Source organism: Achromobacter sp. ACM05 (assembly GCF_019218915.1).
GTDB lineage: Bacteria > Pseudomonadota > Gammaproteobacteria > Burkholderiales > Burkholderiaceae_B > Achromobacter > Achromobacter animicus.
Window position 1 is genome coordinate 1,031,070 of the sequence record NZ_JAHUWQ010000002.1, and the last position, 25,436, is coordinate 1,056,505.

28 protein-coding genes are annotated in these 25,436 nt (G+C 65.9%); 13 read left to right on the forward strand and 15 right to left on the reverse strand.

Annotated features, from left to right (window positions below; all coding sequences use genetic code 11):
* Positions 1 to 157 precede the first annotated feature (157 nt).
* Positions 158 to 1,597 carry an NAD-dependent succinate-semialdehyde dehydrogenase gene (locus KW836_RS15590; protein ID WP_175121493.1) on the reverse strand — a complete coding sequence of 480 codons (1,440 nt, stop codon included), beginning with the start codon at positions 1,595 to 1,597 and terminating at the stop codon, positions 158 to 160.
* Between the two features lie 214 nt (positions 1,598 to 1,811).
* Between KW836_RS15590 and KW836_RS15595 the strand changes: the two genes are divergently transcribed.
* Entirely contained in the window at positions 1,812 to 2,093 is a 282-nt protein-coding gene (locus KW836_RS15595; protein ID WP_218343911.1) for a hypothetical protein, read from the forward strand.
* Positions 2,094 to 2,103: 10 nt separating this feature from the next.
* Here the strand turns inward: KW836_RS15595 and KW836_RS15600 are convergent, their stop codons facing one another.
* The 8 genes from KW836_RS15600 to KW836_RS15635 form a co-directional block, all read right to left on the reverse strand.
* Positions 2,104 to 2,955, reverse strand: a complete 852-nt coding sequence (locus KW836_RS15600; protein WP_255595740.1) for a symmetrical bis(5'-nucleosyl)-tetraphosphatase — start codon at positions 2,953 to 2,955, stop codon at positions 2,104 to 2,106.
* Positions 2,956 to 3,132: 177 nt separating this feature from the next.
* On the reverse strand, positions 3,133 to 3,372 hold the full coding sequence (locus KW836_RS15605) for a hypothetical protein (protein ID WP_062839450.1): 240 nt from the start codon (positions 3,370 to 3,372) through the stop codon (positions 3,133 to 3,135).
* Between the two features lie 33 nt (positions 3,373 to 3,405).
* Positions 3,406 to 3,951, reverse strand: a complete 546-nt coding sequence (locus tag KW836_RS15610; RefSeq protein WP_255595744.1) for a cytochrome b — start codon at positions 3,949 to 3,951, stop codon at positions 3,406 to 3,408.
* A gap of 132 nt (positions 3,952 to 4,083) precedes the next feature.
* Positions 4,084 to 6,819, reverse strand: coding sequence for a DNA ligase D (gene ligD / locus KW836_RS15615; protein WP_218343916.1), 2,736 nt, complete (start codon positions 6,817 to 6,819; stop codon positions 4,084 to 4,086).
* 2 nt (positions 6,820 to 6,821) lie between these two features.
* On the reverse strand, positions 6,822 to 7,823 hold the full coding sequence (locus tag KW836_RS15620) for a Ku protein (RefSeq protein ID WP_218343918.1): 1,002 nt from the start codon (positions 7,821 to 7,823) through the stop codon (positions 6,822 to 6,824).
* Between the two features lie 19 nt (positions 7,824 to 7,842).
* Positions 7,843 to 8,124 carry a hypothetical protein gene (locus KW836_RS15625; protein ID WP_239213693.1) on the reverse strand — a complete coding sequence of 94 codons (282 nt, stop codon included), beginning with the start codon at positions 8,122 to 8,124 and terminating at the stop codon, positions 7,843 to 7,845.
* Positions 8,125 to 8,183: 59 nt separating this feature from the next.
* Positions 8,184 to 8,576 (reverse strand): PRC-barrel domain-containing protein, encoded by a 393-nt coding sequence (locus KW836_RS15630; protein WP_218343920.1) that lies wholly within the window; start codon positions 8,574 to 8,576, stop codon positions 8,184 to 8,186.
* 29 nt (positions 8,577 to 8,605) lie between these two features.
* A complete protein-coding gene (locus KW836_RS15635; protein ID WP_218343923.1) occupies positions 8,606 to 8,851 on the reverse strand; it encodes a hypothetical protein in 246 nt (81 codons plus the stop codon).
* A 236-nt stretch (positions 8,852 to 9,087) separates the two neighbouring features.
* On the opposite strand from KW836_RS15635, the gene ppk2 reads away from it, so the two are divergent.
* A complete protein-coding gene (ppk2, locus tag KW836_RS15640; protein WP_218343925.1) occupies positions 9,088 to 9,909 on the forward strand; it encodes a polyphosphate kinase 2 in 822 nt (273 codons plus the stop codon).
* A gap of 17 nt (positions 9,910 to 9,926) precedes the next feature.
* Positions 9,927 to 10,181, forward strand: coding sequence for an RNA-binding protein (locus KW836_RS15645; protein WP_218343928.1), 255 nt, complete (start codon positions 9,927 to 9,929; stop codon positions 10,179 to 10,181).
* 38 nt (positions 10,182 to 10,219) lie between these two features.
* Here KW836_RS15645 and KW836_RS15650 read toward each other — a convergent pair whose 3' ends face one another.
* The 5 genes from KW836_RS15650 to KW836_RS15670 all read right to left on the reverse strand — a co-directional run bounded on the left by KW836_RS15650 (position 10,220) and on the right by KW836_RS15670 (position 15,216).
* Positions 10,220 to 10,417, reverse strand: coding sequence for a hypothetical protein (locus KW836_RS15650; RefSeq protein ID WP_175136469.1), 198 nt, complete (start codon positions 10,415 to 10,417; stop codon positions 10,220 to 10,222).
* 72 nt (positions 10,418 to 10,489) lie between these two features.
* Complete coding sequence (locus KW836_RS15655; protein WP_218343930.1) at positions 10,490 to 12,550, reverse strand: TonB-dependent copper receptor; 2,061 nt, start codon at positions 12,548 to 12,550, stop codon at positions 10,490 to 10,492.
* A 210-nt stretch (positions 12,551 to 12,760) separates the two neighbouring features.
* A complete protein-coding gene (locus KW836_RS15660) occupies positions 12,761 to 13,174 on the reverse strand; it encodes a DUF2946 family protein (RefSeq protein WP_218343932.1) in 414 nt (137 codons plus the stop codon).
* Between the two features lie 88 nt (positions 13,175 to 13,262).
* Complete coding sequence (locus KW836_RS15665; protein ID WP_218343934.1) at positions 13,263 to 14,678, reverse strand: PepSY domain-containing protein; 1,416 nt, start codon at positions 14,676 to 14,678, stop codon at positions 13,263 to 13,265.
* Positions 14,679 to 14,751: 73 nt separating this feature from the next.
* Positions 14,752 to 15,216, reverse strand: a complete 465-nt coding sequence (locus KW836_RS15670; protein WP_218343936.1) for a DUF2946 family protein — start codon at positions 15,214 to 15,216, stop codon at positions 14,752 to 14,754.
* Between the two features lie 207 nt (positions 15,217 to 15,423).
* On the opposite strand from KW836_RS15670, the gene KW836_RS15675 reads away from it, so the two are divergent.
* From KW836_RS15675 to KW836_RS15710, 8 genes are read left to right on the forward strand one after another with little or no spacing between them, the layout of a single operon-like run.
* Positions 15,424 to 16,599, forward strand: a complete 1,176-nt coding sequence (locus KW836_RS15675) for a PepSY domain-containing protein (RefSeq protein ID WP_218343938.1) — start codon at positions 15,424 to 15,426, stop codon at positions 16,597 to 16,599.
* Positions 16,596 to 17,135, forward strand: a complete 540-nt coding sequence (locus KW836_RS15680) for a thiamine pyrophosphate-binding protein (RefSeq protein WP_218343941.1) — start codon at positions 16,596 to 16,598, stop codon at positions 17,133 to 17,135. The genes KW836_RS15675 and KW836_RS15680 overlap by 4 nt, the downstream gene beginning before the upstream one ends.
* Positions 17,132 to 17,458 (forward strand): hypothetical protein, encoded by a 327-nt coding sequence (locus KW836_RS15685; RefSeq protein WP_175121477.1) that lies wholly within the window; start codon positions 17,132 to 17,134, stop codon positions 17,456 to 17,458. Before KW836_RS15680 ends, KW836_RS15685 begins: the two co-directional genes overlap by 4 nt.
* 18 nt (positions 17,459 to 17,476) lie before the next feature.
* Positions 17,477 to 18,085 (forward strand): DUF6162 family protein, encoded by a 609-nt coding sequence (locus tag KW836_RS15690; RefSeq protein ID WP_218343943.1) that lies wholly within the window; start codon positions 17,477 to 17,479, stop codon positions 18,083 to 18,085.
* Between the two features lie 44 nt (positions 18,086 to 18,129).
* On the forward strand, positions 18,130 to 19,083 hold the full coding sequence (locus KW836_RS15695; protein ID WP_218343945.1) for a metal ABC transporter substrate-binding protein: 954 nt from the start codon (positions 18,130 to 18,132) through the stop codon (positions 19,081 to 19,083).
* A complete protein-coding gene (locus KW836_RS15700; RefSeq protein WP_246282786.1) occupies positions 19,080 to 19,850 on the forward strand; it encodes a metal ABC transporter ATP-binding protein in 771 nt (256 codons plus the stop codon). The genes KW836_RS15695 and KW836_RS15700 overlap by 4 nt, the downstream gene beginning before the upstream one ends.
* The gene (locus KW836_RS15705; protein WP_175136466.1) at positions 19,847 to 20,752 is read left to right on the forward strand and encodes a metal ABC transporter permease; all 906 of its coding nucleotides are present in this window, start codon (positions 19,847 to 19,849) and stop codon (positions 20,750 to 20,752) included. The genes KW836_RS15700 and KW836_RS15705 overlap by 4 nt, the downstream gene beginning before the upstream one ends.
* A complete protein-coding gene (locus KW836_RS15710; RefSeq protein ID WP_218343947.1) occupies positions 20,749 to 21,750 on the forward strand; it encodes a metal ABC transporter solute-binding protein, Zn/Mn family in 1,002 nt (333 codons plus the stop codon). The genes KW836_RS15705 and KW836_RS15710 overlap by 4 nt, the downstream gene beginning before the upstream one ends.
* A gap of 25 nt (positions 21,751 to 21,775) precedes the next feature.
* Here the strand turns inward: KW836_RS15710 and KW836_RS15715 are convergent, their stop codons facing one another.
* Positions 21,776 to 22,735: a LysR substrate-binding domain-containing protein gene (locus tag KW836_RS15715; RefSeq protein ID WP_218343948.1), complete on the reverse strand. Its 960-nt coding sequence runs from the start codon at positions 22,733 to 22,735 to the stop codon at positions 21,776 to 21,778.
* A gap of 142 nt (positions 22,736 to 22,877) precedes the next feature.
* On the opposite strand from KW836_RS15715, the gene KW836_RS15720 reads away from it, so the two are divergent.
* Positions 22,878 to 23,900 (forward strand): tripartite tricarboxylate transporter substrate binding protein, encoded by a 1,023-nt coding sequence (locus tag KW836_RS15720; protein WP_218343949.1) that lies wholly within the window; start codon positions 22,878 to 22,880, stop codon positions 23,898 to 23,900.
* 6 nt (positions 23,901 to 23,906) lie between these two features.
* Positions 23,907 to 25,430, forward strand: coding sequence for a UxaA family hydrolase (locus KW836_RS15725; protein WP_175121470.1), 1,524 nt, complete (start codon positions 23,907 to 23,909; stop codon positions 25,428 to 25,430).
* The last annotated feature ends 6 nt before the right edge of the window (positions 25,431 to 25,436 follow it).

Here is a 25,436-nt window from a genome sequence, read left to right on the forward strand (position 1 = left end):
GGCGACCGCGCCAATCGCCCAGACGAAAGACATCCAAAGGATGGCCGCCGACAAGAAATCCGGCTCAAAACCCGAATCAACGGCACAAATGAAAAGGCCGTAACCGGTTGTGTTCCGGATACGGCCTGTTTCTAGTCAGGCGGGGTCTGACGCGGGCTTAGACGCCCACGACCGAGACGGCCTTGGTGACCAGGTACGCCTCGAGCGCCTCGGGACCACCCTCGGAACCGTAGCCGGAATCCTTCACGCCGCCGAACGGCAGCTCAGCCGAAGGCGTCGCGGGCTGGTTGACCCAGAGCATGCCCACTTCAAGGCGGCGCGACAGCTCGTGCACCGTCTTGATCGAGCGGGTGAAACCATAGGCGGCCAGGCCGAACGGCAGGCGGTTGGCTTCGCGGATGGCTTCGTCCAGGTTCTCGAAGCTGCGGATGGCCGCGATGGGACCAAACGGCTCTTCGTTGAAAATATCGGCCTCGAGCGGCACGTCGGTCAGGATGGTCGGCGCAAAGAAATTGCCTGCGCTGCCCACGCGCTGACCACCGGTGGCCACGCGCGCGCCCTTCTCGGCCGCGTTCTTGACGATCTTGTCCATGGCGGCCAGACGGCGGTCGTTGGCCAGCGGGCCGAGCGTCGTGCCTTCGGTCAGGCCATCGCCCAGCTTGAGCTTTTCGGCATGGGCCACGAAGGCCTGCTCGAAGGCGGCCTTGACGTTCTTGTGCACCAGGAAGCGGGTCGGCGAGATGCAGACCTGACCGGCATTGCGGAACTTGGCGCCGCCCGACGCCTTGACCGCCAGTTCGACATCGGCGTCTTCCGCCACGATCACCGGGGCGTGACCGCCCAGCTCCATCGTGACGCGCTTCATGTGGCGGCCGGCCAATGCGGCCAGTTCCTTGCCGACCGGCGTGGAACCCGTGAAGGTGACCTTCCGGATGATCGGGTGCGGGATCAGGTAGCTGGAAATCTCGGCCGGCGAGCCAAACACCAGACCCAGAACGCCCTTCGGGATGCCGGCGTCGACAAAGCAGTTGAGCAGCGCGGCCGGCGAGGCCGGGGTTTCCTCAGGCGCCTTCACCAGGAAGGAGCAGCCCGTGGCAAGCGCGGCGCCCAGCTTGCGAACGATCTGGTTGACCGGGAAGTTCCACGGCGTGAACGCGGCGACGGGGCCGACCGGTTCCTTGATGACCAATTGCTGGGCGGCGGGATTGCGCGACGGCACGATGCGGCCGTAGACGCGCAGCGCTTCGTTGGCGAACCAGTCGATGATGTCCGCACCGGCCAGCACTTCGCCACGCGCTTCGGCGAGCGGCTTGCCCTGTTCCTGCGTCAGCAGGCGTGCCACGTCGTCCGCGCGCTCGCGCAGCAGGACGGCGGCCTTGCGCATGACCGCGCAACGCTCGTGGGCGGAGGTATCGCGCCACGTCTCGAAGCCGCGTTGCGCTGCCGCCAGCGCCGCGTCCAGGTCCTCGCGGGAGGCGCTGGCCACCTGGCCGATCTTCTGGCCGGTGGCGGGATTGACGACGTCGATGCGCGCGCCGCCGCGGGCCTCGCGCCATTCGTTGTCGATCAGGAGAAGAGTATCTGGGTAACCGTTCATGAATGCTCCGTGGTTGAAATGCGGCCGTCACGTGTCAGTCGATTCGGGCAAGCGCGGCGATAAACGCCCGGCGCCTGCCGTATCGTAAGTGTTTTGGGCGGGAGACGGGAAGTGGGCCGTGATCGGACCGTCCGGCTGACGGGCAAGGGTTGGGCACGCAGCTTGCTGTTGGGGTTTCGCCTTTCGTTACCCAACCCCATTGCGGAGGCTTCCCATGAGCTCACCGGAACCCGTTCTGACGCCGACTCCCGCCGGCACCCGCCTTGTCTCCCTGGGCATTGCGCCCGTTGCCCGCACCGCGGACGCCGTGGGCCGCCCGGGCTTCAGCCCCAAAGCCGCCAATGAAGAAGTCCTGCCGTCGCCGCAATCGGCCCTGCCCGCAGACGCTGACGCGCCGGCGCGCGTGCCGCTGAGCGCCTGGCTGTCGCTGGCGTTCTACGCCATCGGCACGGCGCTGCTCTTCAGCTTGGGCGTGGCTTACCGTCTGTTCGCGTGACCGGCTGCGGTCAGGCAACCTGGGCGAGCGCCTCTCGCGCCACCTGTACCAGTTTTCGGTCGGAAAGACGATAGGCCGTCAGCGGGCCGCCCGTCACACAGCCCGTGTCCAGGCACACGGCGTCCGACCGCACCAGCAGGCCCAGCGTCGCCCAGTGGCCGAACACGATGGTCTTGTCGGCGCCCGCGCGTCGCGGCAGGTTGTACCAAGGCAGGGTCTCGCGGGGCCAGCGCCCCGGCGTGGACTTGGCGCCGGGCGCCAACGCCCCGTTGCGAGTGCATAGGCGCATGCGGGTGAACGCGCTGACGATGAAGCGCAGACGCAGTTGCGTTTCCAGCCTGGCGTTCCAGGCGAGCGGCGCTGCTCCCAAGAGGGTTCGCATGTGACGGCGCCAGTCATTGTCCCGAAGCATGGCCTCGACCTCCCCGGCGTGCGCCATGGCCTGCAGCACGTCCCAACCCGGATACAGCCCCGCGTGCACCAGGACGTGACGGTCCTGCACATGGATCAGGGGCCGCGCGCGCAGCCAGTCGAGCAGGACATCTGCATCCGGCGCGTCGAACAGATCGTTGAGGGTGTCGCGGGCGTCCGGCCGCAAACATCCCGCTGCAACGCCCAGGGCGCGCAGGTCGTGATTGCCCAGCACCACCGTCGCGCGGTCGCCCAGTGACATGACCCGGCGCAGCGTCTCCGCGTTTGAGGGCCCCCGATTGACGAGGTCGCCGACGAACCAGAACCTGCAGTTGGGGTCGCCCGCGATCTCCGGACTGGCCAGCAGTGCGTCCAGCGACTGGCAGCAGCCATGCACGTCGCCGATCGCCCAGATGGCGGGCCGCGGTGCTTCGGGTGCGTCGTCCGCCAAAGGCGAATCGTCGGCAAAGCCCGGTGCGGGGGTGATGGAATGTCGGCGGATTGGCTGTCTTACCCGTCTGCGTAGCATGTTCTGTCCTTCTCGCTGGCCATTTCCTGGCACGAATCAATGGTTTCGTGCCGGCAGGACAGCAAGCCCCATGCCCATGTAAATATTTGCATCCGGGGACTAACCCTCCTTCTTACGGCGCCCCCAAACCGATTCCTGCCGATAGGAATCCGCCTGACACAGCGTGCGGTAGAACATGGCGCCGGCGCCGATGAAGTTGCCCAATTCCTTTTCAGACAGCTTGGGCGCGACGCCTTCCAGGTATCCCGCGTAGATGGAGAGCACCCGGTCCCACTCGTCCAGACGGGGTGCGGGTGCGGAAACTGAGATCATCAGTGCCAAGAGCTCATCGCGCTGCATGATTCCCTCCTGTGACCGCCGCCGCGCCGGCCGTCATCCCTTGGTCATGTGAGTCAAGACCCGCCGTCCATCCGCCCTGCGGTGCACGAAGGCCATCGTGATGTGGCCCACGGCCAGCGCCAGCAACGTCCAGCCCAACAGCCCATGCCAGGCGTTGCCAAGTTCGACCAGGGCTTCGATCTCCTGGTCGCGGGGGCTGAAAATCTGGATGCCGAAGGCAGAATATCCCCTGCCCCGCCCGTAGGCGCGCAACAGCGCCAGCGTGGGGATGGCGATCATCATCAGGTACAGGACAAGATGCCCGAAGCCCGCCAGCAGGCCGCTGTCCGGCCGCTTGCCCCAGTTGGCGATGGCCCAGGCGCCGCGTACAAGCACCAGGATCAGCAGCAACAGGCCAAGCGAGGTATGCGAGGCCCAGAAGAAATCCTCGATCGGGGTGTCCAGCAGAAACTGCCGCGACGCCGCGCTGGTGAACTGCCACACCAGCAGCACGGCCATGAGCCAATGCAGGACGCGGCTGACGATTCCATACCCGTCCGGGTGGTCCATCACGCTTGAGGCGGCGACGCGGGGTGGCATAGGGAGGCTCCTTCGGAGATCCATGCTGCGCAAGGGAAAACCTGCTCCGGGCATTGTGCCAACGCGCCCGGCGCGGAGTGCAACCAATTGCAATGGCGGCTGGCCGGCAGGACGGCTGTGGACGCGTTCTGATCATGGTTCGAACTCCATCGCCGACATGGCGGCCGTCAGCGACTGCGGCGCGTAGTCGTCCCACGGCGTGTTGCCCGCATCCAGCCGGGAATGCACGTCCTGAATGGTCCAGTGCGCGCCGCTGGTGAGCTTGCCCAGCTCGTCCCACGTCACCGGCACCGAAATGCCCAGACCGGGCCGCGCCCGCGCGGACCACGCGCATACCGTCGTCGCCCCAAACCCGTTGCGCAGGTAATCCGCGAAAATCTTGCCGACGCGGTTCTTCGGGCCGCTCTTGGCGACGAAGAGTTGCGGCAGCGTCCGGGCCAGGTGCTGCACGATCGCCTGGGAAAACCGCTTCACCGTGTCCCAGTCGTACTGCTTGCGTAGCGGCACAACCACGTGCAGCCCTTTGCCGCCGCTGGTCTTCAGCCAGGCCTGAAGGCCGATCTCCTGCAGCAGCACGCGCACCAGATTGGCGGCCTGTTGCATGGTCGGCCATGGCACGCCCTCGCCTGGGTCCAGGTCGAACATCATGCGGTCCGGTTTGTCGATGGACGTCTTGACGGCGTTCCAGGTGTGGAATTCGACGACGTTCATCTGAACGGCGGACATGATGGCTTCTGCGGTCGGGACTTCGAGCAGCGGCGGATGATCCGGATCAAGCTTGGCGGGCAACGGTTTGACGCCGGGCATCGCGGCTTCCAGATGCTTCTGGAAGAAGAACTCGCCCTGGATGCCAGCGGGCGCTCGCAGGAATGACACGGGCCGGCCCTTCAGATGCTCCAGCATCAGCGGCGCGATCAGGCCGTAATAGCGCGCGAGATCCAGCTTGGTGAGCTTGGTGGACGGGTCGATGACCCGGTCCGGATTGGTGAGCTTGCCGCCCTTGGCGCGGCTGGTTTTGCCGCCGGGCGCGGCTTTGGCATCGGAGTCGGGTGCGGGCGTCTTTGAAGATGCCTTTGAAGACGTGCCGGCAGATGCCGTGGCAGATCTGGCTGCGGATCTGGCAGCAGGCACCGCCTTCGAAGCGGATTTCCTGTTGCCCTTGTCGCCGTCTACGTCCTCGACCGGCACCGCCTTCTCCCGGGAAATCGCCTTCACCGGCTTGTCCTGCCGCAGGCCCCGGAATACGGAATGACGGATGTGGCCGCCGCTCGTCCATTCGCCGAACGACACTTCGGCGATCAGTTCGGGTTTGACCCAGCGAACGCCACCCGCTGCGGGTGCATTCGTGACCGGCTTCTTGTCCGTCTCGATGGCCGCCAAGCGCTTTTGCAGGGACACCAGACTTGCGTCGTCGAACCCCGTGCCAACCTTGCCGGCATAGCGCAGGCTGCCGTCCTGCGCGGTGACCGCCAGCAACAGCGCGCCCAGTCCGGCCCGGCTGCCCTTGGGCGCCGTGTAGCCGACGATGGCAAACTCCTGACGCCGGGCGCACTTGACCTTGACCCAGGTGTCGCTGCGCCGGGACACGTACGGTGACGACAGGCGCTTGGCCATGATGCCCTCAAGCCCCATCCTGCACGCGGTTGCCACCAGATCTGACGGCGCGGCCTCAAGGGCCTCGCTGAATCGCAGCTGGTCGTCTTCGGCGGCGTCCATCAGTTGCTGCAACAGCGCCCGCCGCACGCTCAGGGGCTCCTGGCGCAGGTCCCGCATCCCGATGAACGGCAGATCGAAGGCGTAAAACACGATGTCCTGTGTCCGATCGTTGTCGAAGGCATTTTGCAGCGACTGGAAGTTCGGAATGCCTTCGCGGTCCAGCATCACGATTTCGCCGTCGATCCACGCCCATTTGGCGGGCAATGCGCGCATGGCTTCGACCAGATGCGGCATTTTGGCGCTCCAGTCGTGGCCGTTGCGCGTAAACAGCCGGACATCGTCGCCTTCGATCCGGACGACGAGCCGGTAGCCGTCGAATTTCATCTCGTACAGCCAGTCCGGCGCATGCTGAGGCACGCCGTCCACCAGCGTGGCGAGCTGGGGTTTCAGTTGCGCGGGCAAGGCGGCGGCTACACCGGGCAACGCGGACTGATCGTCGGCGGTGTTGTCGTCCTGATCCTGGGATTGGTCGTCAGCCGCCGCCTCCGCGGGAGCTTTGGATTTGGCGCGGGATTTCGCTGCGGAACGCGACGTCTTGGCTGCGGGACTCGCCTTGGCTGTCGCCTGGCCGCCCTTGCCTGCCGGCTTGGCCTTCGCAGATTTGCGCAGCGGCACCACGCTATCCGGCATTTCGTCCACCACACTGAATTCCCGCTCGGGCCGCGCGAAATCGTCTCGGTCCTTGATAAGCAGCCAGGGCGGCTGCTTCTCCGACTCTTTGCCCTTCAGCCGGATCAGCGCCCAGCGGCCCTGCATCTTCACGCCCTGCAAGTCGAACTTCAGGTGGCCGTCGCGATAGCCCTTGCGCGGATCGCCCACCGGCATCCACTTGCCTTCGTCCCAGATGATGACCTTGCCGGCACCGTACTGCCCTTCGGGAATCTGCCCCTCGAACTGGTTGTAGGCAATGGGGTGATCCTCGACCTGGACCGCCATGCGCTTGACCGCCGGGTCGTAGCACGGCCCCTTGGGCACCGCCCAGCTCTTCATGGCCCCGTCCAATTCCAGACGGAAGTCGTAGTGCAGCCGGCTTGCCCAGTGTTTCTGGATGACGAAGGCGCGTGCATCCTCGTTGGCCTCGCCACCCTCGGCGGGTTCCGACGTGATCTCGAAGTTGCGCTTTTCGCGGTACTTCTTCAGCGTGTCAGCCATGGTCAGGCCGCCTTGCGCGTTTTGCTCGGTGTCTTGCCGGTGTTCTTGTCACTCGACTTGCTGGCGGTTTTACCCGTGTCCTTGCTCGCCGACTTGCTGGCCGTCTTGCTTGCGCTCTTGGCCGACTTGGCCGCTGTCTTCTTGGCCGGCGCCTTGGCTGCCTTTTTGTCATCGCCTTCGTCGGACTTGGCCGCCTTGGACCCGCCCTTGCCCCTCTTCAGGCTGCGTTGCAGCAGTTCGGTCAGGTCAATGACGTTGTCCGCATACGCGGGCGACGCTTCCTGCGGCTCGATGACGGTTTCGGTCTCGCCGGCGCGCGCCTTCTGCTCCACCAGCTCCATCACGGCGGCCTTGAACTCGTCCTTGTACTGTTCGGGATCCCATTCGCCGGACATGTCGTCGACCAGCATCTTCGCCATCTTCATCTCGCTGGCGCTTGGCGTCATGTTCTTGGCGCCCGCCTTGGGCAGATCCAGCCCTTCCACCGACTTCACCTCGTCGCCCCAGCGCATCAGGTTCAGCACCAGCGCGTCGCCTGACGGAATCAGCGCCGCCAGGTGCTGCTTGGTCTGGATCACAACCTTGGCGATGCCGATCTTTCCTGTCTTGACCAGCGTGTCCCGGAGCAAGGCGTACACCTTGTGGCCCTTGTTGATGGGCGCGACGTAGTAGGGTCGCTCCAGATAAACAAACGACACGCCCCCGGCGTCCACGAACTGCTGGATCTCGATGGTCTGCGTGGTGCGAGGATAGGCCTCGGCTATCTCCTCGGGCGACACGATGACGTATTTACCGTCCTCGTACGCCACTCCCTTCACGATGTTGTCCTTGTCGATTTCCTTGCCGGTGCGCTTGTTGATGCGCTTGTAGCCAACCGGGTCCATCGAGCGCTTGTCCAGCCAGTCGAAGTCCACGCCGGACTCCGTCGTGGCCGTGTGCAAGCCCACGGGAATGTGAACCAGCCCGAAGGAAATCGCTCCTTTCCATATCGTTCTTGCTGCCATGACGGTCTCCTGCGCGTGATCAGCCCAGGCGCTTGACGATGCGGGCGACGCGGGCAATGCCGCCCGTCCCGCTTGCCGCGCGGCCGATCAAGGCGGTCCCGGCGGCGGTGACCAGGGTGCGCCGCAACAGCGTGCGGCTGCGCATGCCGGACAGCATCAGCAGCACGCCCACGCCAAACACGATGATGTGTTCGCCTGGAAAATCCGGCCTGCGGGCGTCGATGTCCTTGATCTGCGCAACCAATGAAGAACGCGAGGGCGATTCGTAACGGCGGGGTTCGTCGACGGGTTCGATCTGCATGTGGCCTCCTGCGGGCGTGGATCAGGCATGGGGTGCGGAGCGTACTGCCCCGCGCCGGTTTACTTGGCGTACTTGAATTCAGGCAACGCCCTGAGCGTGTCCTTCGTGGCGTCCGGCAGCTGGAACTGGTCGCCGGCGACCTGCATCTTCGACAGCGGAACCGTCACAAGATGATTGCCGACGCCAAGCAGCCCGCCCACCGACAACACCGCATACGGCGCCCAGTCGGGCGGGCCGAGGATCAGATCATCCACGGTGCCGATCTTTTCCTTCTTACCGTTGTAGACGGTCGCTCCGATGATCTTCGAGGCGCGGTAGCCGGCCTCGACCTTGGCGACATCGACTCGCACTTCGGTCACGGACTGCGGCGCGCCCTGCGCCCAGCCGGTGGACACGACGCCAGCGGCGCCCAGCATGGCAACCACGCCCAGCATTGCAGTCTTTACGATCATGATCGGATCTCCTCGGGGGTCTCTTGTGTTCAGGACGTGCGTTGCGAGTCGGCGGGATCGGGATTGGATTCGGAGGCGTCCGATGGCTCCATGTCCTCGTTGCTGACTTCGTTGCCCTGCGTGTTCTCACTGGCATCCGACGGCTTGACCGGCGGCGCGCTGCCCGTAGTCGGCGAGCCTGCGCCAGGCCGCACCGGCAAATCGTCGGGCGTTGAGGTCGCCTCTACGGCGTTGTCCTGGGAAGATGTCTGCCCAACGGAATGATCTGGTTCCATTTTCGTCACCTCAGGTTCGCTGCGGCCAGCGGAAACGTGGCCGTGGAACCGGGCAGCAAATAACGTTCCCGAAACCTTCGTCGGGTGACCAGCGCCCAATGGCGCGGCGGACTGCGGCACCATAATTCCATTGGTAACGCGAGCCCAAACCGCCTTGAATCGGCAATATATTCAGATCGAATGTGGCGCCCGCGTGCGCCGTTCATTCGTGGCAGGAAGACTTCCGGAGCGCGACGATGGGCGACAAGAAAAAGCAGAAGGACAATCCCGAGACGGCCGAGGCGGGCAAGCTTTCCAATAAGCAGTACGAAAGGGAACTGGCCCAACTTCACGTCGAACTGGTCAAGCTGCAGCAATGGGTCGTCGATACGGGCGCCAAGGTCTGCATCGTGTTCGAAGGGCGCGACGGCGCCGGCAAAGGCGGCACGATCAAGGCTTTGACCGAGCGTGTCAGCCCCCGTGTCTTTCGCGTCGTGGCCTTGCCTGCCCCCACCGAGCGCGAAAAATCCCAGATGTACATGCAGCGCTACCTGCCACACCTGCCCGCTGCGGGCGAAGTCGTGATCTTCGACCGCAGCTGGTACAACCGGGCTGGCGTTGAGCGCGTGATGGGGTTCTGCAGCCAGGCGCAGGTCGACGCCTTTCTGAAAGCCGTGCCGCTGGTGGAACGCGTGATGATCGACTCCGGCATCCTGCTCTTCAAATACTGGCTGGAAGTCACCGAGGCGGAACAGACACGCCGCCTGCAGTCGCGCATCAACGATGCGCGCAAGACCTGGAAGCTGACGAAGATGGACCTGGATTCGTACAGCCGCTGGTACGACTACTCGCGTGCCCGGGACGAGATGTTCCGGGCGTCGGATACGTCGATCTCGCCCTGGTACGTCGGACGATCCGACGACAAGAAGCGAATCCGGCTGAACATCATTACCCACCTGCTGGAACACATTCCCTACACCGTCAGCGCCAGGGAAAAAATCACCCTGCCCAAACGGCAGAAGGCCAAGGGCTACACGCAGCCGGAACATCCGTTCCGGTATGTGCCCGAAAAGTTCTGATCTCTGGAGGTTGCGCCATGGCAGCGCTGCTCATCAATCAGGTGGAAGACACCACCAGCGACGAAGATGTCCGGGCGTTCCTGGTCAAGTACGGCTTTCCCGCGCCGGACGGCATGAAGCGCGTCCCCAGCGAGGGGAATCGTCCCGCCGTGCTGGTCACGTTCGACGGCGTGACGGAGCCGGAGCTGCAAGCCCTGCTGCCCCGTATCCACCAGATGTTCTGGAAAAATCACACCATCTCGGCGCTGGTGATGCGGGCGCCGATCGCGTGACAGGCGCCGTCAGTGCGCGGCGCCCCGCCCTGGCGCCTTTACCAAGCCGTGCGCGGCCGGTAGGTATCTTTTACATATTTGGCCAATTCGGCTTCGACCGTCGACATCAGGACGGCCGGCGGACGATCCGGGTGCAAAAGTTGCTGCGCCGCAGCAAGCGTTCGCATCGCGCAACGTTCGCCATTGGTCATCGGCTGGGGGGTGGACAAGGTGGGCGTGTACTTGAACTCTTCCATGTTGCTTCTCCATAAGACAAGGAATGACCCTCACCCCCCTTTCAGCAAGTAGCGTGCCCAACCCCGTTTCGGTCAGTATCGGACGCTGACCCGAGCCCAGACGCTGCGGCCGGGTTCGTTCACCGCCGTGCCCGCCGGATAGCCAAATCCGGCGTTCCCCGCCAGGTTCAGGTGTTCGCTATAGGTCTTGTCGAACACGTTGTCCACGCCCAGCGACAACCGCACCTGCTTGTTCACGACGTATCCCGCATTAAGGGAAAACACGCCAAATCCGGCGCTGGGACCGAAATCTTTGCCCACGACGTTACCTTCGTTCAGCGCGTAGCGTTCTTGCGGGGCGACGATGCGCCACAAGGCGCCCGCCGACCAGGTGCCGTCGTCATAGGCGGCGGTGAGCTTGGCCTCCAGCGGCGGAATCTGCGGCAGCGCGCGGCCGTCGCTGCGGTTCTGGCCCCAGGCGTAGGCCAATGTGGCGCCCACCTTCCAGCTCGGCGTCACGGCATAGGACGCGCCAAACTCCCCGCCAAAAATCCGGGCATCCACGTTCGTCGCCTGCGAGGTGGCCCCCATCATCCCGCCGGACGTGTAATTGAAAAGAATGAAATCGTCCACGTAGCCCGCATACCCCGAGAACCACGCATCCAGCGTTTCCGTCTTGTACTGGGCGCCAAAATCAAGCTGGGTCGTCTTTTCCGGCTTGACGCCCTGGAAGGCGTTGACCGAGCCGGCCGGACCGCGCTTGGGCGAGAACAGTTCCCAGTAGTCCGGGAACCGCTCCACATGACCCAGCCGGATGTAGAGCGTGGCGGGCAGCGATTCCAGATCCTTTTCATAGCGCAGGAATCCGCTGGGGAGCGTGTCGCTGCGCCGTTCGCCCGCCGTGGGGTTGGGCATGACCATCATCATGCCGCCGGTGGTCTGCCGGAAATCCTTGACGGACGCCCAGTCGACGCGGGCGCCGCCGATCACGCGGCTGTCCGGTGCGGCGCGCCAGGTCAATTCGCCAAAGACACCCGTATTGGAAAAATCGGCGTCCTTGACCCACGGCTGGCTGCGATAGGACATGGTGTCCGAGCCGCTGCGGGCGCGGTGGCGGCTTTGCTGGAAGTCCATCCCTGCCTCCAGGCTGGTGTCTTGCGTCAGATTCCAGGTGCTGGCGACACGTCCGCCCCAGGTTGCGCGGTCCACGTCCGAGGCCATCGCCATCGCCATGGCGCTGGACGGGTCCGGCGCGCGCAGCGTGTAGTTGTCCATGACGTGGTCCGCGTAGTTGTAATAGAGCTGTGCCTCGACCTGATTCAGGACGGGCCCGAGGTTACGTTTTTCAAAGCGCAGTCCAAAACTTTCCCGCTTGAATTGCGAGCCGTCCATGCCGCGCCCGGCATACCGCGCCTCGCCGTCGCCCGTGCCGACGGTCAGTTCATATAGCGTGTCCGCATCGGGCGTGAAGCCCAGCGTGACATCCGCGTTCCATTTGTCCCAGCGCGACGGCACGGTGTTGCCGTCGCCGTCCTTGTAGTCCTGCGAATGCGAGTGGTTGGCGGTGATCCGCGTATAGACCTTTTCGTTGCCGATGGTCAGGTCCGCCGTCTGGTCGTTGCGCCCGAACGAACCGCCGGTCAGGCTGCCGTCAAAACGCACGCCCGGCTCGGTGAACTGGGGTGTGTCGCGGTCGAAGCGGACGGTGCCGGCGGACGCGCCCGGCCCCCACAGCACTGTCTGCGGTCCCTTGATGACGGTGAGCTGGTCGAAATTCTCGGGCGAAATATAGGAACTGGGCGCGTCCATCCGCGACGGGCAGGCGCCGGGCATGGAGGTGCCGTTGGTCAAAATGTTCAGGCGGGAACCGAACATGCCGCGCAGCACCGGGTCGCCGTTGGTGCCGCCGTTCCGGATGGCCGAAAAGCCGGGAATGGTCTTCAGGTAGTCGGTGCCGTCGCTGGCTGGCAGCGGCTGGCGCGGCAGCTTCGGATCGGTCGTGAAGGTCAGCGGCGCGCTGGGCGCCACGCCCATGATGACAACGGGATCGAGCGTGGTTACGCCCTCCTGGATGGGCTGCGCGGCGGCGGAGAATGTGGCGGCCACGGCGGCGGCCAGGCAGGTCATGCGGACGAATTGCGGTTGCTTGCGCATAGGGAATCTGGATCAACTTGGAATCTGAGTCGGAATCTGCAATCGGGGCGTTGACCCCCGCGCGGACAGGCCATGCATGGGCGCGCCTCGGCGCCCGGACCCTCAAACGGATCCGTGCCAAAAGCGGCGATATGAGCAAGCGCTAACCGGCGGCGCGCCCGTCAACCGTGGGCGCCGCGATGCAAACCGGTGATGCTGAGAGAAATGCCGTCAGGCGACGGGTGGCGGCGCGCGCGGCTGCTGCTGCAGCCGGGCGTGCGCACTGGAGAAGTAAGGAACGTCGGCGGCCGGCGCCGTAGCAGGCTGCGCCAGCGTAGGCAGCAGCCAGGCAAGCAGCCACAGTCCGGGCAGCGTGGCGCCGCCCAACATGGCGCAGCCGGCAACGCAGCAATGCGGCATGGCGCCGCTGTGCTGCTCGACGCCTTGCGTGGCGCCTTCGATGCCGATGGTGACAACGCGCGGCCCGCTGGCCGTGCAGATGATGGTGGTGGCGCCGGCGGCGCCCGACATACCGGCGGGACTTGGTGCGGCGAGCGCCGCAGAGGCGATCAGCGCCTGAAAGACGAACAGGGCCGCCGCGAACAGCGAAACCCATCGTCTGGCAGCAGTGGCGCTTGTGTACATCAAATCCCCTTGACGCCGCAGATGGTAGCGCGGTTCCGGCCCCGAATCCGGTCTGCCCGCGCCCATCTGCACTGCCCGTTGACGCATATCAAGCGCGTCTGGCGGCTACCCAGCGCAACACATCAATGACCAGGAATACGGCCAGGCTCACGCCCATCACCGGCAGGCTCCATCCCAGGGCCAGCGCGATGGCCGCCACGCCGATCCGTCCGGGCCATGACAGCTCGCGCCAGGCGTGAGTCAGCGTCTGCCCTGTCGCGCCCGCGGCCGGACGGCGCAGCCACCACATCCGGTAGCCCAGCAGGATCATCGTCGTCAGGGCGATGCCAATGGCGGCCATCAGGAGTTGATTGGGCCAGCCGAACAGGATGCCCATGTGCATGTCCACGCCCCAGCGGATCAGCTTGGCGATGAGCGGAAAGGTGTCGAAGTCGGCACGGCTGGTGATGGCGTAGGTGGTCGGATCCACGGCGATGGTGTCGACCTGGGTGGGCCAGGACCGGTCCACCTCGCGCACCATCCAGGCCTGGCCCGCGCCGCGCGGCGGCCGGATTTCGAGCTGGCTGCTGTCGATGCCGCCCTTGCGCGCGGCCTGCAACACCCGGTCAAAGCCCGCCGGCACGGTGTCCGGCGCCGGCGCCATGGCGGCGTGGTCATGCTGGCCGCCATGATGATGGGCATGCTCGCCGCCCTCGGGCATGGCTGCCATGGCGGGCATCCCGGCGTCGGGCAGTTTCAACGACACCGCCGGCGTGATCCACCCCAACTGCGCGCGCAATTGATCCACGCGCGCACCGGCCCAGTTGGACCAGGTCAGCCCGGTGGCCGAGAAGAACACCAGGCCGATGCCGATCCACAACCCCAGCAGTCCATGCCAGCGCCGGGCGCGCAGGCGCGGGCTGCGGGCTTCCAACGTCTTGTCGCGCCCGCGCCGGGCAAACCACAGCACCAGACCGCCCAGCGTCGCAATCCAGAGCCACGACGCCGCCAGTTCGCTGTAGTTGCGGCCCAGGTCGCCCAGCATCAGGTTGCGGTGCAGGTAGTCCAGCTTGGTCCGGAAAGGCAGTGTGCTGCTGGTGCCGTAGACGACCATGTCGCCCTGGATCTTCAGCGTGACGGGGTCCACAAACAGCGCGCGGGCTTCGGAATTGCCCATGCCGGACTGCGTAAACATCACGCGCGTGGTTTCGCCGGGACCCGGCGCGGGCCGGACGGCGAACAGGCGCGGACCCGGTCCGACTTGGCTTTGCGCTGCCTGGACCTGCGCCGCGAGGGGTTGCGCCGCGCCAGTGGAAGTGGTGCGCAACTGGTCGGCGTAGATGAGATTTTCCAGTTGCGGGGTCAGCACGAACAGCGTGCCGGTCACCGCCGCGACCAGGATGAAGGGGCCGACGAACAGGCCTATATAGAAATGCAGCCGGGTGATCAGCGCGAGCAACGCGCTGCCGCTTGCCGCCCTCGGCCGCGTGGAGGCGGCCGGACTAACCAGGGTCTCAGTGGACATGATGTTCTCGAAAACAACGGACGCCGCCTGCAGCAGGCGGCAATCGTGCGCTTGGCGCGCACGGCGACAGATGTCATCCGGTGATTCGAGGCGGAGCGCGCTGTCCCAGCGGCGGTCCGGCGGCCGGCATGGGCGGCCGCGGACTGTCGGTCAGTCGGGGCGCCTGCACCCACCAGCCGAGCAAGGCAGGAACCAGCGCGACGGTGGGCGGCACGAGCAGCGCCGGGTGTGCGCTCAGCCCGAACGGACATTCCTGGCCGGCGCCCACGTGCTGGGAAGAATCGTGGTGCTCATGGTGGTCGTGAGAGGAATCGGTGTGGGCGGTGTGCGCATCGGCCCTGCCCGACATGCCGGGAAACACCCCGCCGCCCGCGGCACAGAAGCCCAGTTCCAGGCGCCCCTGCTTCAGCGCCTGCGCGTCCGGCATGTATCCGACCGGCACGAACGCCCGCACCACCAGCAGAAGCAGCAGCAACAGCCGCACGAGGGTGGCGGCGCAGACTGGACGTGAGGACGGACAGGACGATCGGGTGGGCATGCGGGATTTCCGGGCGACGGCCGTTTCCGTCGCCAAGCCGGCATTTTAAACATCGGGCCGCCAATCCCGGATGCTTTGCGCCGGCGCGGCCCGCCCGATCAAAGGGTCAACTAAGACAATTGAGAACTATTATTGCTAGAATTCCGCCTGACGCCTCCCTTAAATGGGGACCAGGCAACCCTCTTCTGTCTACCGGATAGCTTTTGAATGGCCAAGCCATCGCGCTCCAAATTATGGTTTCTCGTCCACAGTTGGCTGGCCTTGCCAATCTGGATTTTCCTTTTCTTCATCTGTGCGACCGGGACCATCGCCGTCATCAGCCAGGAAATCGTCTGGCTCATCAACCCCGCCGTTCGCGCCCAGGCGCTCGATGCCGATACGCCCCGCATGGGCTACCAGGCCCTGATGGACTCCATCGCCAAACAGGAACCCGAAGCGTCGGTGCAGCGCCTGTCCTGGCCTGAGGAATCGCAGTTCGCCCTGACGGCCGCCGTGGGTTATCCGGGCGCACGCTTCACCTCGATCTACGTCAACCCGTACACCGGCCACGTGCAAGGTCCGGCCCTGAACTTCGACCTGCGCCAATTCATGCGCGCGCTGCACGGCTGGCTGCTGATCCCGTTCAACAATGGCTACAGCTGGGGCTGGTATCTGGTCTCGCTGTTGTCGATTCCGATGCTGCTGTCGCTGATCACCGGACTGGTGGTCTACAAGCGGTTCTGGCGCGCCTATTTTCAGAAGCCGCGTCTGCGCGTCGGCCAGGGCGCTCGCATTTTCTGGGGCGACTTCCACCGCCTGTCGGGTCTGTGGTCGGTTTGGTTCATCCTGCTGATTTCGGTCAGCGCGATCTGGTTCCTGGCGCAGGCAATCCTGTCCGACACGGCGACCACCATTTCGACACAGGGCGTGCCGGCTGTCGTAGCCCGCGATCAGGTGCCCACCGTCGCCGCCGGCGAAACCGTCAAGCGCCTGCCGCTCGACGAGATCGTTGCCATTGCCGAGCGCGAACTGCCCGGCCTGGAAACGCAGCACGTCTTCTTCCCCGGCAACGCGTATGACCCGATCACCATTTCGGGCCGCGGCGCGTATCCGCTGATGTTCCAGTACGCCAAGATCAATCCGTACAACGGCGCGGTCGAGGAAGTGCGCCGCCTGTCCGACCGCAACGGCCTGGAATTCTTCACTGAATCCATGCGGCCGCTGCATACCGGCGACTTCGGCGGCTTCTGGCTGAAGCTGGTGTGGTTCCTGTTTGGGCTCCTGCTGACCATGATGTCGCTCAGCGGCCTCCTGATCTGGACCAAGCGCACCGCGCAGGCCACTGCCAAAGCCCTGCGCCCTGCCCGCGCAGACCGTACCGCCGCTCGCGAGGTGACCGAATGAGCAAGACCGCCACCCTGGACGCCGCCGCGGCCAAACCCAGTTTCTGGCGCCGCTGGCGCTTCCACCTGAGCGCCCTGCTGCTCCTCCTGCCCATCATTTATGTCCCGAAGTATTTCGACAACCTGGCGCTGTCGCGCGGGCTGATGGGGCTGGGCCAGCGCCCCGCGGGCGAGCTGGACGTGGGTCCCTGGAAGCTGAAGTTTGCCGAGTGGAAGGTCGAGCCGCCCCAGTCCGATCCAGCCGGCATGGTCAAGACCTTCACCATGGCCCAGTGCGAAGGCTGCAAGGATCAGATCCGCGCTGTCTACGTGCGCGTGGGCAAACCGCGCAGCCTGCGTGCCGCGGGTTCGATTTTCTTTGGCAGCCCGCACCGGGCTTTTGCCACCGTGCCGATCCCGCCGCGCACCGCCCCGGACGCCGAGCTCTGGGTCACCGCGGAAGGCTGGGACGGTTCGGTGCACCAGGCGGCCTGGCCGCTTGCCATGGCCTCCCCCGCCACCGTCGAGTGGCTGAAGAAACAAGGAGCATCCCGATGAATGCAATTTTCGCTAACGGCCTTCGCGCTGCCCTGCTGGGCGCGCTGCTGAGCGCCAGCGCCACCGCCCTGGCGCACAACCCCATGGCCGAATGCAAGGCCGATGGCAAGGAACAGATCCAGTGCACCGGCGGATTCTCCGACGGCAGCGGCGCCGCCGGCGTCACCATGGACGTGATCTCGTACGACGAACAGATCATCGTGCCGGGCAAGCTGGATGCCGATTCCAAGATGTCGTTCAAGCGGCCCAACGGCGAGTTCTACGTGCTGTTCGACGCGGGCCCCGGCCACGTCGTTGAAATCGACCACGTCGACATCCAGTAAGCCCAGGCCCTTCGCAGCATGCATACACAAGTCATCCGACCCGCGGGCGGCGGACACGAAACGCTGGCGGTGCTGGGCGCCTGCCTGGTCATCGTCGCGGCCGCCGCGGGTTATATCGGTCTGCGTGAAGCGCCGCCCGAAAGCGCGCCGCTCGCCGCCACCCAGATCGATGCGCGGCGCGACCTGACGCCCGCCGAACAAGGCATTTACGCCGACCTGCGGGTCGCCTACGAGGAAATCGGCTTCGCGCTGCAGGCCGGCGAGCCGCTGCCTTCGGTTGAAGAACTGGCCGCGCAGGGGCTGCCGCCGTTTGTGGCCGACAACAGCACCGCCGTGCGCGGTGGACACGCCTGGCGGCTCCAACGCCAGAGCGGTAAGGCGCTATACGTGGGCCAGACGGCCGACGTTGCACTGGCCGGATCATTCCTGCTGCGTACCGAAGACGGCCACGCCAAGGACGGCCATGGTCATGACCATGGCGCGGACGCCCAGGCTGATGTCTGGCTGGCCCGCGATGCTGCGGCCCGCGTGCCCGCTGCCACCGACGACGCCGCGCTGGCCGCCGCGGGCTGGCGCCAGGTCGTCGCTCAGTTCGACGCCGGCGTGACCCGCCAGAACAAGCCCTGACCGGGCCCTTCCCCCTTCGTCTTCCGACACGAGCCTACGGATTTATGTCTGCCTTTTCGTCTTTCTCACAGCTCCTGCGCCGCTGCGCCGCGCCGATCGCCGCGCTGGCGCTGCTGGCCGGCGCCTTCGCCGCGCCCGTCCACGCCGAAGAGGCCAAGCGCCTGAAGATCGGCGTGACGCTGCATCCCTATTACAGCTACGTCGCCAACATCGTGGGCGACAAGGCCGAGGTCGTGCCGCTGATTCCGGTGGGCTTCAATCCGCACGCCTACGAGCCGCGTGCCGAAGACATCAAGCGCATCGGCACCCTGGATGTCGTTGTGCTCAACGGCATCGGCCATGACGACTTTGCGGACCGCATGATCGCCGCCAGCGAAACGCCGAAAATCCCCGTGATCGAAGCGAACGCGCAGGTGCCGCTGCTGGCGGCCGTGGGCATGGCCGCACGCGGCGGCGGCGATTCCGGCAAGGTCGTGAATCCGCACACGTTCCTGTCGATCACCGCCTCGATCGCCCAGATCAACACCATTGCACGCGAACTGGGCCGTATCGACCCGGCCAACGCGCAGACCTACACCGCCAATGCACGCGCCTATGGCCAGCGTCTGCGCAAGCTGCGCGCCGACGCCCTTGGCCAGCTTGCAAAAGCACCCAACGCGGACCTGCGCGTGGCCACGATCCATGGCGCCTACGACTACCTCTTGCGTGAGTTCGGCCTGGAAGTCACTGCGGTTGTCGAACCGGCGCACGGCATCGAGCCCAGCCCCGCGCAGCTCAAGGGCACCATCGAGCAATTGCGCGCGGCAGACGTCAAGGTGATCTTCTCCGAGCTGAACTTCCCGTCCGCGTACGTCGAGACGATCCAGCGCGAGACCGGCGTGAAGCTGTATGCGCTGTCGCACATCTCGTATGGCGAATACAGCCCCGAGCAGTTCGAAAAAGAAATGAAGCAGAACCTGGCCACTGTGGTGCGCGCCATCGAAGAGGCCGGCGCGTGACCGGCCCCGTGACAGCCCACCCGGGCGGCGCAATGGGTCCCACGCTGACCTTCGACCACATCTCCCTGACGCTCGGCCGTACCGACATCCTCAGCGACGTCGCCTTTAGCGTTGCGGCCGGCAGCGTGCATGCGCTGGTCGGCCCCAACGGCGGCGGCAAGAGTTCGCTGGTCAAGACGCTGCTGGGCCAGATGCCGCATCGCGGCAAGCTCAGCGTGGCGTGGCCGGGCGACCGGGCGGGCGTCATCGGCTACATCCCGCAGGCCCTTGAGTTCGATCGTGGCCTGCCCATGACCGTCAACGATTTCATGGCCGCGATGTGCCAGCGCAAACCTGCGTTCCTTGGCCTGTCGCGCGCGAAATCGAAGGAAATCGGCGACGCGCTGGAACGCGTTGGCATGCAGGACAAGCGCAACCGCCGCATGGGCGCGCTGTCGGGCGGCGAGCGCCAGCGCGTGCTCCTGGCCCAGGGCCTGGTGCCCAGCCCATCGATGGTCGTGCTGGACGAACCCATGTCGGCGCTGGACGAAGCCGGCGTGCGCGTGTTTGAAGAACTGCTGGACAGTTGGCGCGCGCAGCGCGTGACCGTGCTGTGGATCGAACACGACCTGGAGGCCGTCGGCCGCCTGGCCGATCGCGTCACCGGCCTGAACCGCCAGGTGCTTTGCGACGGCCCGCCCGCGCAGGTGCTGACGCCCGACCGCCTGCTTGCGCTCTTTTCAACCCGGCCGCGCGTTGGCAATCAGCCGCAGGAGCGCGCCGCATGAACGCCTTTTTCGACAACCTGCGCCAGCTCATTCAGAGCGCGGCGGAATCCGGCGTGCTGCCCGAATCGCTAGCCTTCGGCTTCGTCACCAACGCCCTGCTTGCGGGTCTGATCATCGGACCGGTGTTGGGCGGCCTGGGCACGCTGGTCGTGGTCAAGCGCTTTGCGTTCTTCTCGGAAGCCGTGGGCCATGCCGCGCTGACCGGCGTCGCTATCGGGATCCTGCTGGGCGAGCCCTACACCGGGCCGTATGGCAGCCTGTTCAGCTATTGCCTCATCTTCGGCATCCTGCTCAATTTCCTCAGCAATCGCACGCGCCTCACGCCCGACACGCTGATTGGCGTGTTCCTGTCGGTGTCGCTGGCGCTGGGCGCAAGCCTGTTGCTCGTGCTGTCAGGCCGCATCAACATCCACATCCTGGAAAACGTGCTGTTCGGCTCGGTGCTCACCGTCAACAGCAACGACCTGTCGGTTCTGACGTGCGTGGCGATCCTGGCGCTGGCGCTGGCCCTGCCCAACTACAACCGGCTGATGCTGGCCAGCTTCAATCCGCAGTTGGCCGCCGTGCGCGGCGTGCCCGTCAAGGCCATGGACTACCTGTTCGTGATCCTGGTGACGCTTGTCACGGTGGCCTCGGTCAAGGTGATCGGCGCCATTCTGGTCGGCGCACTGCTGGTGATTCCGGCGGCCGCGGCGCGGATGCTGGCGCAGTCGCTCAAGGGCTTTTTCACGATGTCGGTGCTGTTCGCGCTGTTCAGCACACTGGCCGGCATCATGTTGCCCATCGAACTGGAACTGCCGATCCCATCCGGCGCGGCCATCATTCTGGTCGCGGGTGTTTTGTTTGCGATCTCGGCCCTGGCACGCGGCCTGGTCCCCGGTCTGAAAGGAAATGCAGCATGAGTTTGAAGTCAGTCACCCTGCGCCGCGCCGCCCTGGCCGTGGCATTGGCATCCGCGCTGGGCGCCGCCGTCACGGCGCAAGCCCAGGAAGCCGCCAAATCCGGCCGCGCCGCGCGTGCCGCGCAGCCGGAAGCCTCGGCCGCCGCCACGGGCAGCGTCACCGTGCTGGCCGCGCATCCCGTCGTGTTTGCGCTGACCGACAGCCTGGCCAAAGGCAGCACCATCCGTGTGGAGCGCGCCGCGCCCGCCAACCTGCCGGCCACCCGCCTCACGTCGTATTTCAGCGGGCGCGGCGGCGCTGCGCTGCAAAAGGCCGCCGCATCGGCGGACGCCGCGGTCGGCCTGCGCTCCATCTGGCCAGACGATCCGCTCTTTGCCAACGCGCGGCGCACCAACATCCGCATCGTCGAAATCGACGCCGCCCGTCCGCTCGATGGTGCGCTGAACGGCATTGCCCTGCAAAGCGACACGCGCCCCGGCGGACAGTTTGCCGCCTACCCGTGGCTCAGCATCGTCAACCTGGGCCGCATGGCCGACATCGTCGCCGCCGATCTGGGGCGCCTGTCCCCGTCCGACGACAAGCGCATCGCCGAAAACCTGGCGCAGATCAAGCGCACGCTGGTCGAATTGAACGCCAGCAGCCAGGCCGGATTGGCTCAGGCCGAGAATGTGGCCGTCGTCAGCCTGTCCGAGCGCCTGCCCTACCTGATTGCCGAGTTCAATCTGGATTTGATCGACACGAATGCGCGCGACGACAAGGACTGGGCGCGTGAGACGTTGGCGGCGCTGACCGCCACACTCAAGGACAACGGCGCGGCCGCAGCGCTGCTGCACCGCGAGCCCACGCCGGAACTGCGCCAGGCCATCGAAGCCGGCGGCGCCAAGGCCGTCGTGCTGGCCACCGACGGGGCCGATCCCGTTGCCGACCTGCAGGCCAACGCCAAGCTGCTCCTGCAGGCGCTGGCGCCCGCCGCGGCACAGACCACCGCCGCGAAGTAAAGCCCATCGCGGGAACGGCGCCGGCCTAACCGGCGCCGTTTGCCGCATCAGCCATCAGCGCCGTTGCCTCGTTCTTCAGGCATTCGATCAGGTGCGCGCTGGCCGCAGGCAGCCGGGCTTCACGCAAGGTGATGATGCCGACCGGCGGCAATGCCAGGTCCAGCGGCACGTCCAGGATCCGGCACAGGCCCTGGCGCTCGAAACTGCGGGCGGCCGACTTCGCCAGAAATCCCACCGCATTGCGCTCACGAATGAAAGTCAGCGTGGACAGGTAGGACGACGTTTCCATCAGATCGGACGACGGTTGCAGGCCGCGATGATGGAACTGCTGCTCCAGCTTTACCCGCAATGACGCCCACGGCGGCGGCATCACGCAAGGCAACGCCGCCAGATCCGCCCACCCCGGTGCGCTGCGGCCTGCCACGTCGCTGCCGGGCGCCGCCACCACTACCATCGGCTCTTCGAACAACGCTTCGGCATGCAGATCGGGCGCGGCGTAGCCTGGCTCCAGCCTTCCCACGAACAGATCCAGTTCGCCCAGCCGCAATTTGGGCAGCAGATGGGTCAGGTCGCCCTCTTCGATCAGGACGGTTGCGCGCGCCGACCGCAGCTTCAAGGCATGCACGGCCCGCGCCAGCAGCACCGGCAACGCGACCGCCATCGCCCCCACCCGCGTCTTGCCGGCCGCGCCGCTTGCGGCGGCGTCGATCTCATCACGCGTGCGCGCGTACTGCGCCAGCACGCCGCGCGCAAAGCGCACCACTGCAGCGCCCGCGTCGGTGGGCTCCGTGCCGCGCACGGACCGCGCAAACAGCGCGAGACCCAGCATGGACTCCACCTCCGACAGCATGCGCGACACCGCCGGCTGGCTGACCGCCATGAACTCGGCCGTGCGCCCCAAATGCCGGAACTCGTCCAGCGCCACCACCAATTGGAGGTGACGCAGCTTCAGGTTTGAGCGGAACACGCGGTCCAGGTGCGCCATACCAACGTCCTTACATATCAGACTTGTTATCTATCGATGCGGCAATTCTATTGGATAGTTATATATAAGCTCACGAGAATAGATCCGGGCGGCCTTGTAGCCTTGAGGGTGCTCACAAAAATAATCACATCGGAGACAAACCATGAGGCACATCCCCACCCCTGACCGGGACCGGCGCAGGTTCCTGGCGGGCGCCGCCTGTCTGGGCGCCATGGCTGGCGCCGGCGCGGCCGGCCTGCTGGCCCCCGGCCTGGCACGCGCCGCGGACTATCCGCAGCGCCCCATCACCTTCATCTGCCCCTGGCCCGTCGGCGGCACCGCGGACCAGTCCATGCGCGCGCTCTGCCAAGTAGCGTCGGGCGTGCTCGGCCAGTCCATCGTGGTGGAGAACCGCGCGGGCGCCTCGGGCATGATCGGCACGAAGTCGCTGTCGCAGGCGCAGCCCGACGGCTACACCATCGGCCAGATTCCCATTTCGGTGGCGCGTTTCTCGCAATTGGGACTGTTGCAGCTTGATCCGCGCAGCGAGCTGACTTATTTGGCCCGTACGTCGGGCCAGACCTTCGGCATCGCAGTGCTTGCCAGCTCGCCGTTCAAGACGTTGCAGGAGGTCGTGGCTTACGCAAAGGCCAATCCCGGCAAGCTGACATACGGCCACGCCGGCATCGGCGGCGCGACGCATGTGGGCATGGAAGAGTTCGCCATGACGGCCGGCGTGCGTTTCAATGCGATTGCCTACAAGGGCGGCGCGGCCGCCCTGCAGGATGTGCTGGGCGGGCAGATCGATCTGCTGGCGGATTCAAGCTCGTGGGCGCCGCATGTCGAGGCAGGCAAGCTGCGGCTTCTGGCGACCTGGGGCGAGTCGCGCGCCTCGCGTTTCAAGGAGGCGCCCACCCTGAAAGAACTGGGCTACGACGTCGTGGTCGAGGCCCCCAACGGCATCGGCGCGCCCAAGGGCCTGGACCCCGCCGTCGAGCGCAAGCTGCGCGAGGCCTTCCGCACTGCGGTCAGGAGCGACGCCTTCAAGCAGGTGGCCGACCGCATCGATGCGCCGGTGATGTACCTGGACGGGCCGGATTACCAGGCTTATGTGGCGTCGGTCTATGCGCAGGAGACCGCGCTGATCGCGCGCCTGAAACTGAAAGAAATGCTGCAGAAAGGCTGATCCCCGGTGACTTCCAATCCCTTGATCCGGCTGCACGCCAACGACAATGTGCTGGTCGCCCGGGAGGCCCTGGCCTTGGGCATGCCTATCCCGGCGCTGGGCCTGCGGGTACGCGCGCAGGTGCCGGGCGGCCACAAGATTGCGGCCTGCCGGATTCCGGCAGGCACGCCCGTGCGCAAGTACGACGCGATCATCGGCGTGGCCGCGCGCGATATCGAAGCCGGCGAGCACGTGCATGCACACAATCTTGCGCTCGCCGACTTCGAGCGGGATCCGGGCTTCTGCCGCGATGTGCGGCCGGTCGACATCCTGCCCGAGGCCGAACGCGCGACGTTTCAGGGCTACGTTCGGGGGGATGGCCGGGTGGGCACGCGCAATTTCATCGGCATCCTCGCGTCGGTGAACTGTTCCGCGACGGTCATCCACCACATCGCGCAGCACTTCACGCCCGAACGCCTTGCCGCGTTTCCCAACGTGGACGGCGTAGTGGCGTTCGCGCAGACGAGCGGTTGCGGCATGTCGTCGCCCAGCGAGCATTTCGACGTCCTGCGACGCACGCTGGCCGGCTACGCGCGGCACCCGAACCTGGCCGGCGTGCTGATCGTAGGGCTGGGCTGCGAACGCAATCAGGTGTCGGCGCTGATCGAATCGCAGGATCTGGCCGGGGACGCGCGGGTGCGTACGCTCGTGATGCAGGACACGGGCGGCACCCGGGCCACGATCGAGGCCGGCATCCGGGCCATCAACGAGATGCTGCCGCTGGCCGATGCCGCGCGCCGCAGCCCCGTGCCGGCAAGCCACCTCAAGATCGGTCTGGAATGCGGCGGATCGGACGGCTACTCCGCCATCACGGCCAATCCTGCGCTGGGTGCAGCCATGGACATCCTGGTGCGGCACGGCGGCACGGCGATCCTGTCCGAAACCCCGGAGATCCACGGGGTGGAATACCTGCTGACCCGCCGCGCCGTCACGCCGGAAGTGGGCCAGAAACTGCTGGACCGGCTGGCCTGGTGGGAAAGGTACACGGCCGGACACAACGCGCAGTTCAACGGCGTCGTCGGCCACGGCAACCAGCAAGGCGGCCTGGCCAACATTTTCGAGAAATCGCTGGGGTCCGCCATGAAAGGCGGCACGACGCCGCTGCAGGCCGTGTATGAATATGCCGAGCCCATCGACCGCGCAGGCCTGGTTTTCATGGATTCGCCCGGCTACGACCCCGTCGCCGTCACCGGCCAGATCGCCAGCGGCGCCAACCTGATCTGCTTCACGACAGGCCGCGGGTCGATGTTCGGCTCCAAGCCCGCGCCCACGCTCAAACTTGCCAGCAACAGCAGCATGTATGCGCGCCTGGTGGAAGACATGGACATCAATTGCGGCGCGGTGCTCGATGGCGAGGTAGACATCGCACAGATGGGACAACGCATCTTCGACCATATCCTGCGCGCGGCCTCCGGCGCGCCGACCAAGAGCGAAGCACTGGGCCTGGGCAACCATGAATTCGTGCCCTGGCATCTGGGCATCGTCAGCTGACCCGTC

Coding starts and splice junctions, on each gene's coding strand:
- KW836_RS15710 (WP_218343947.1), top strand. CDS start 20,749: ATGAGTTTGAAGTCAGTCACCCTGCGCCGCGCCGCCCTGGCCGTGGCA.
- KW836_RS15635 (WP_218343923.1), bottom strand. CDS start 8,851: ATGGAACCAGATCATTCCGTTGGGCAGACATCTTCCCAGGACAACGCC.
- KW836_RS15705 (WP_175136466.1), top strand. CDS start 19,847: ATGAACGCCTTTTTCGACAACCTGCGCCAGCTCATTCAGAGCGCGGCG.
- KW836_RS15590 (WP_175121493.1), bottom strand. CDS start 1,597: ATGAACGGTTACCCAGATACTCTTCTCCTGATCGACAACGAATGGCGC.
- KW836_RS15655 (WP_218343930.1), bottom strand. CDS start 12,550: ATGCGCAAGCAACCGCAATTCGTCCGCATGACCTGCCTGGCCGCCGCC.
- KW836_RS15630 (WP_218343920.1), bottom strand. CDS start 8,576: ATGATCGTAAAGACTGCAATGCTGGGCGTGGTTGCCATGCTGGGCGCC.
- KW836_RS15665 (WP_218343934.1), bottom strand. CDS start 14,678: ATGTCCACTGAGACCCTGGTTAGTCCGGCCGCCTCCACGCGGCCGAGG.
- KW836_RS15690 (WP_218343943.1), top strand. CDS start 17,477: ATGCATACACAAGTCATCCGACCCGCGGGCGGCGGACACGAAACGCTG.
- KW836_RS15715 (WP_218343948.1), bottom strand. CDS start 22,735: ATGGCGCACCTGGACCGCGTGTTCCGCTCAAACCTGAAGCTGCGTCAC.
- KW836_RS15670 (WP_218343936.1), bottom strand. CDS start 15,216: ATGCCCACCCGATCGTCCTGTCCGTCCTCACGTCCAGTCTGCGCCGCC.
- KW836_RS15620 (WP_218343918.1), bottom strand. CDS start 7,823: ATGGCAGCAAGAACGATATGGAAAGGAGCGATTTCCTTCGGGCTGGTT.
- KW836_RS15680 (WP_218343941.1), top strand. CDS start 16,596: ATGAGCAAGACCGCCACCCTGGACGCCGCCGCGGCCAAACCCAGTTTC.
- KW836_RS15720 (WP_218343949.1), top strand. CDS start 22,878: ATGAGGCACATCCCCACCCCTGACCGGGACCGGCGCAGGTTCCTGGCG.
- ppk2 (WP_218343925.1), top strand. CDS start 9,088: ATGGGCGACAAGAAAAAGCAGAAGGACAATCCCGAGACGGCCGAGGCG.
- KW836_RS15595 (WP_218343911.1), top strand. CDS start 1,812: ATGAGCTCACCGGAACCCGTTCTGACGCCGACTCCCGCCGGCACCCGC.
- ligD (WP_218343916.1), bottom strand. CDS start 6,819: ATGGCTGACACGCTGAAGAAGTACCGCGAAAAGCGCAACTTCGAGATC.
- KW836_RS15685 (WP_175121477.1), top strand. CDS start 17,132: ATGAATGCAATTTTCGCTAACGGCCTTCGCGCTGCCCTGCTGGGCGCG.
- KW836_RS15605 (WP_062839450.1), bottom strand. CDS start 3,372: ATGCAGCGCGATGAGCTCTTGGCACTGATGATCTCAGTTTCCGCACCC.
- KW836_RS15625 (WP_239213693.1), bottom strand. CDS start 8,124: ATGCAGATCGAACCCGTCGACGAACCCCGCCGTTACGAATCGCCCTCG.
- KW836_RS15645 (WP_218343928.1), top strand. CDS start 9,927: ATGGCAGCGCTGCTCATCAATCAGGTGGAAGACACCACCAGCGACGAA.
- KW836_RS15695 (WP_218343945.1), top strand. CDS start 18,130: ATGTCTGCCTTTTCGTCTTTCTCACAGCTCCTGCGCCGCTGCGCCGCG.
- KW836_RS15610 (WP_255595744.1), bottom strand. CDS start 3,951: ATGCCACCCCGCGTCGCCGCCTCAAGCGTGATGGACCACCCGGACGGG.
- KW836_RS15660 (WP_218343932.1), bottom strand. CDS start 13,174: ATGTACACAAGCGCCACTGCTGCCAGACGATGGGTTTCGCTGTTCGCG.
- KW836_RS15650 (WP_175136469.1), bottom strand. CDS start 10,417: ATGGAAGAGTTCAAGTACACGCCCACCTTGTCCACCCCCCAGCCGATG.
- KW836_RS15675 (WP_218343938.1), top strand. CDS start 15,424: ATGGCCAAGCCATCGCGCTCCAAATTATGGTTTCTCGTCCACAGTTGG.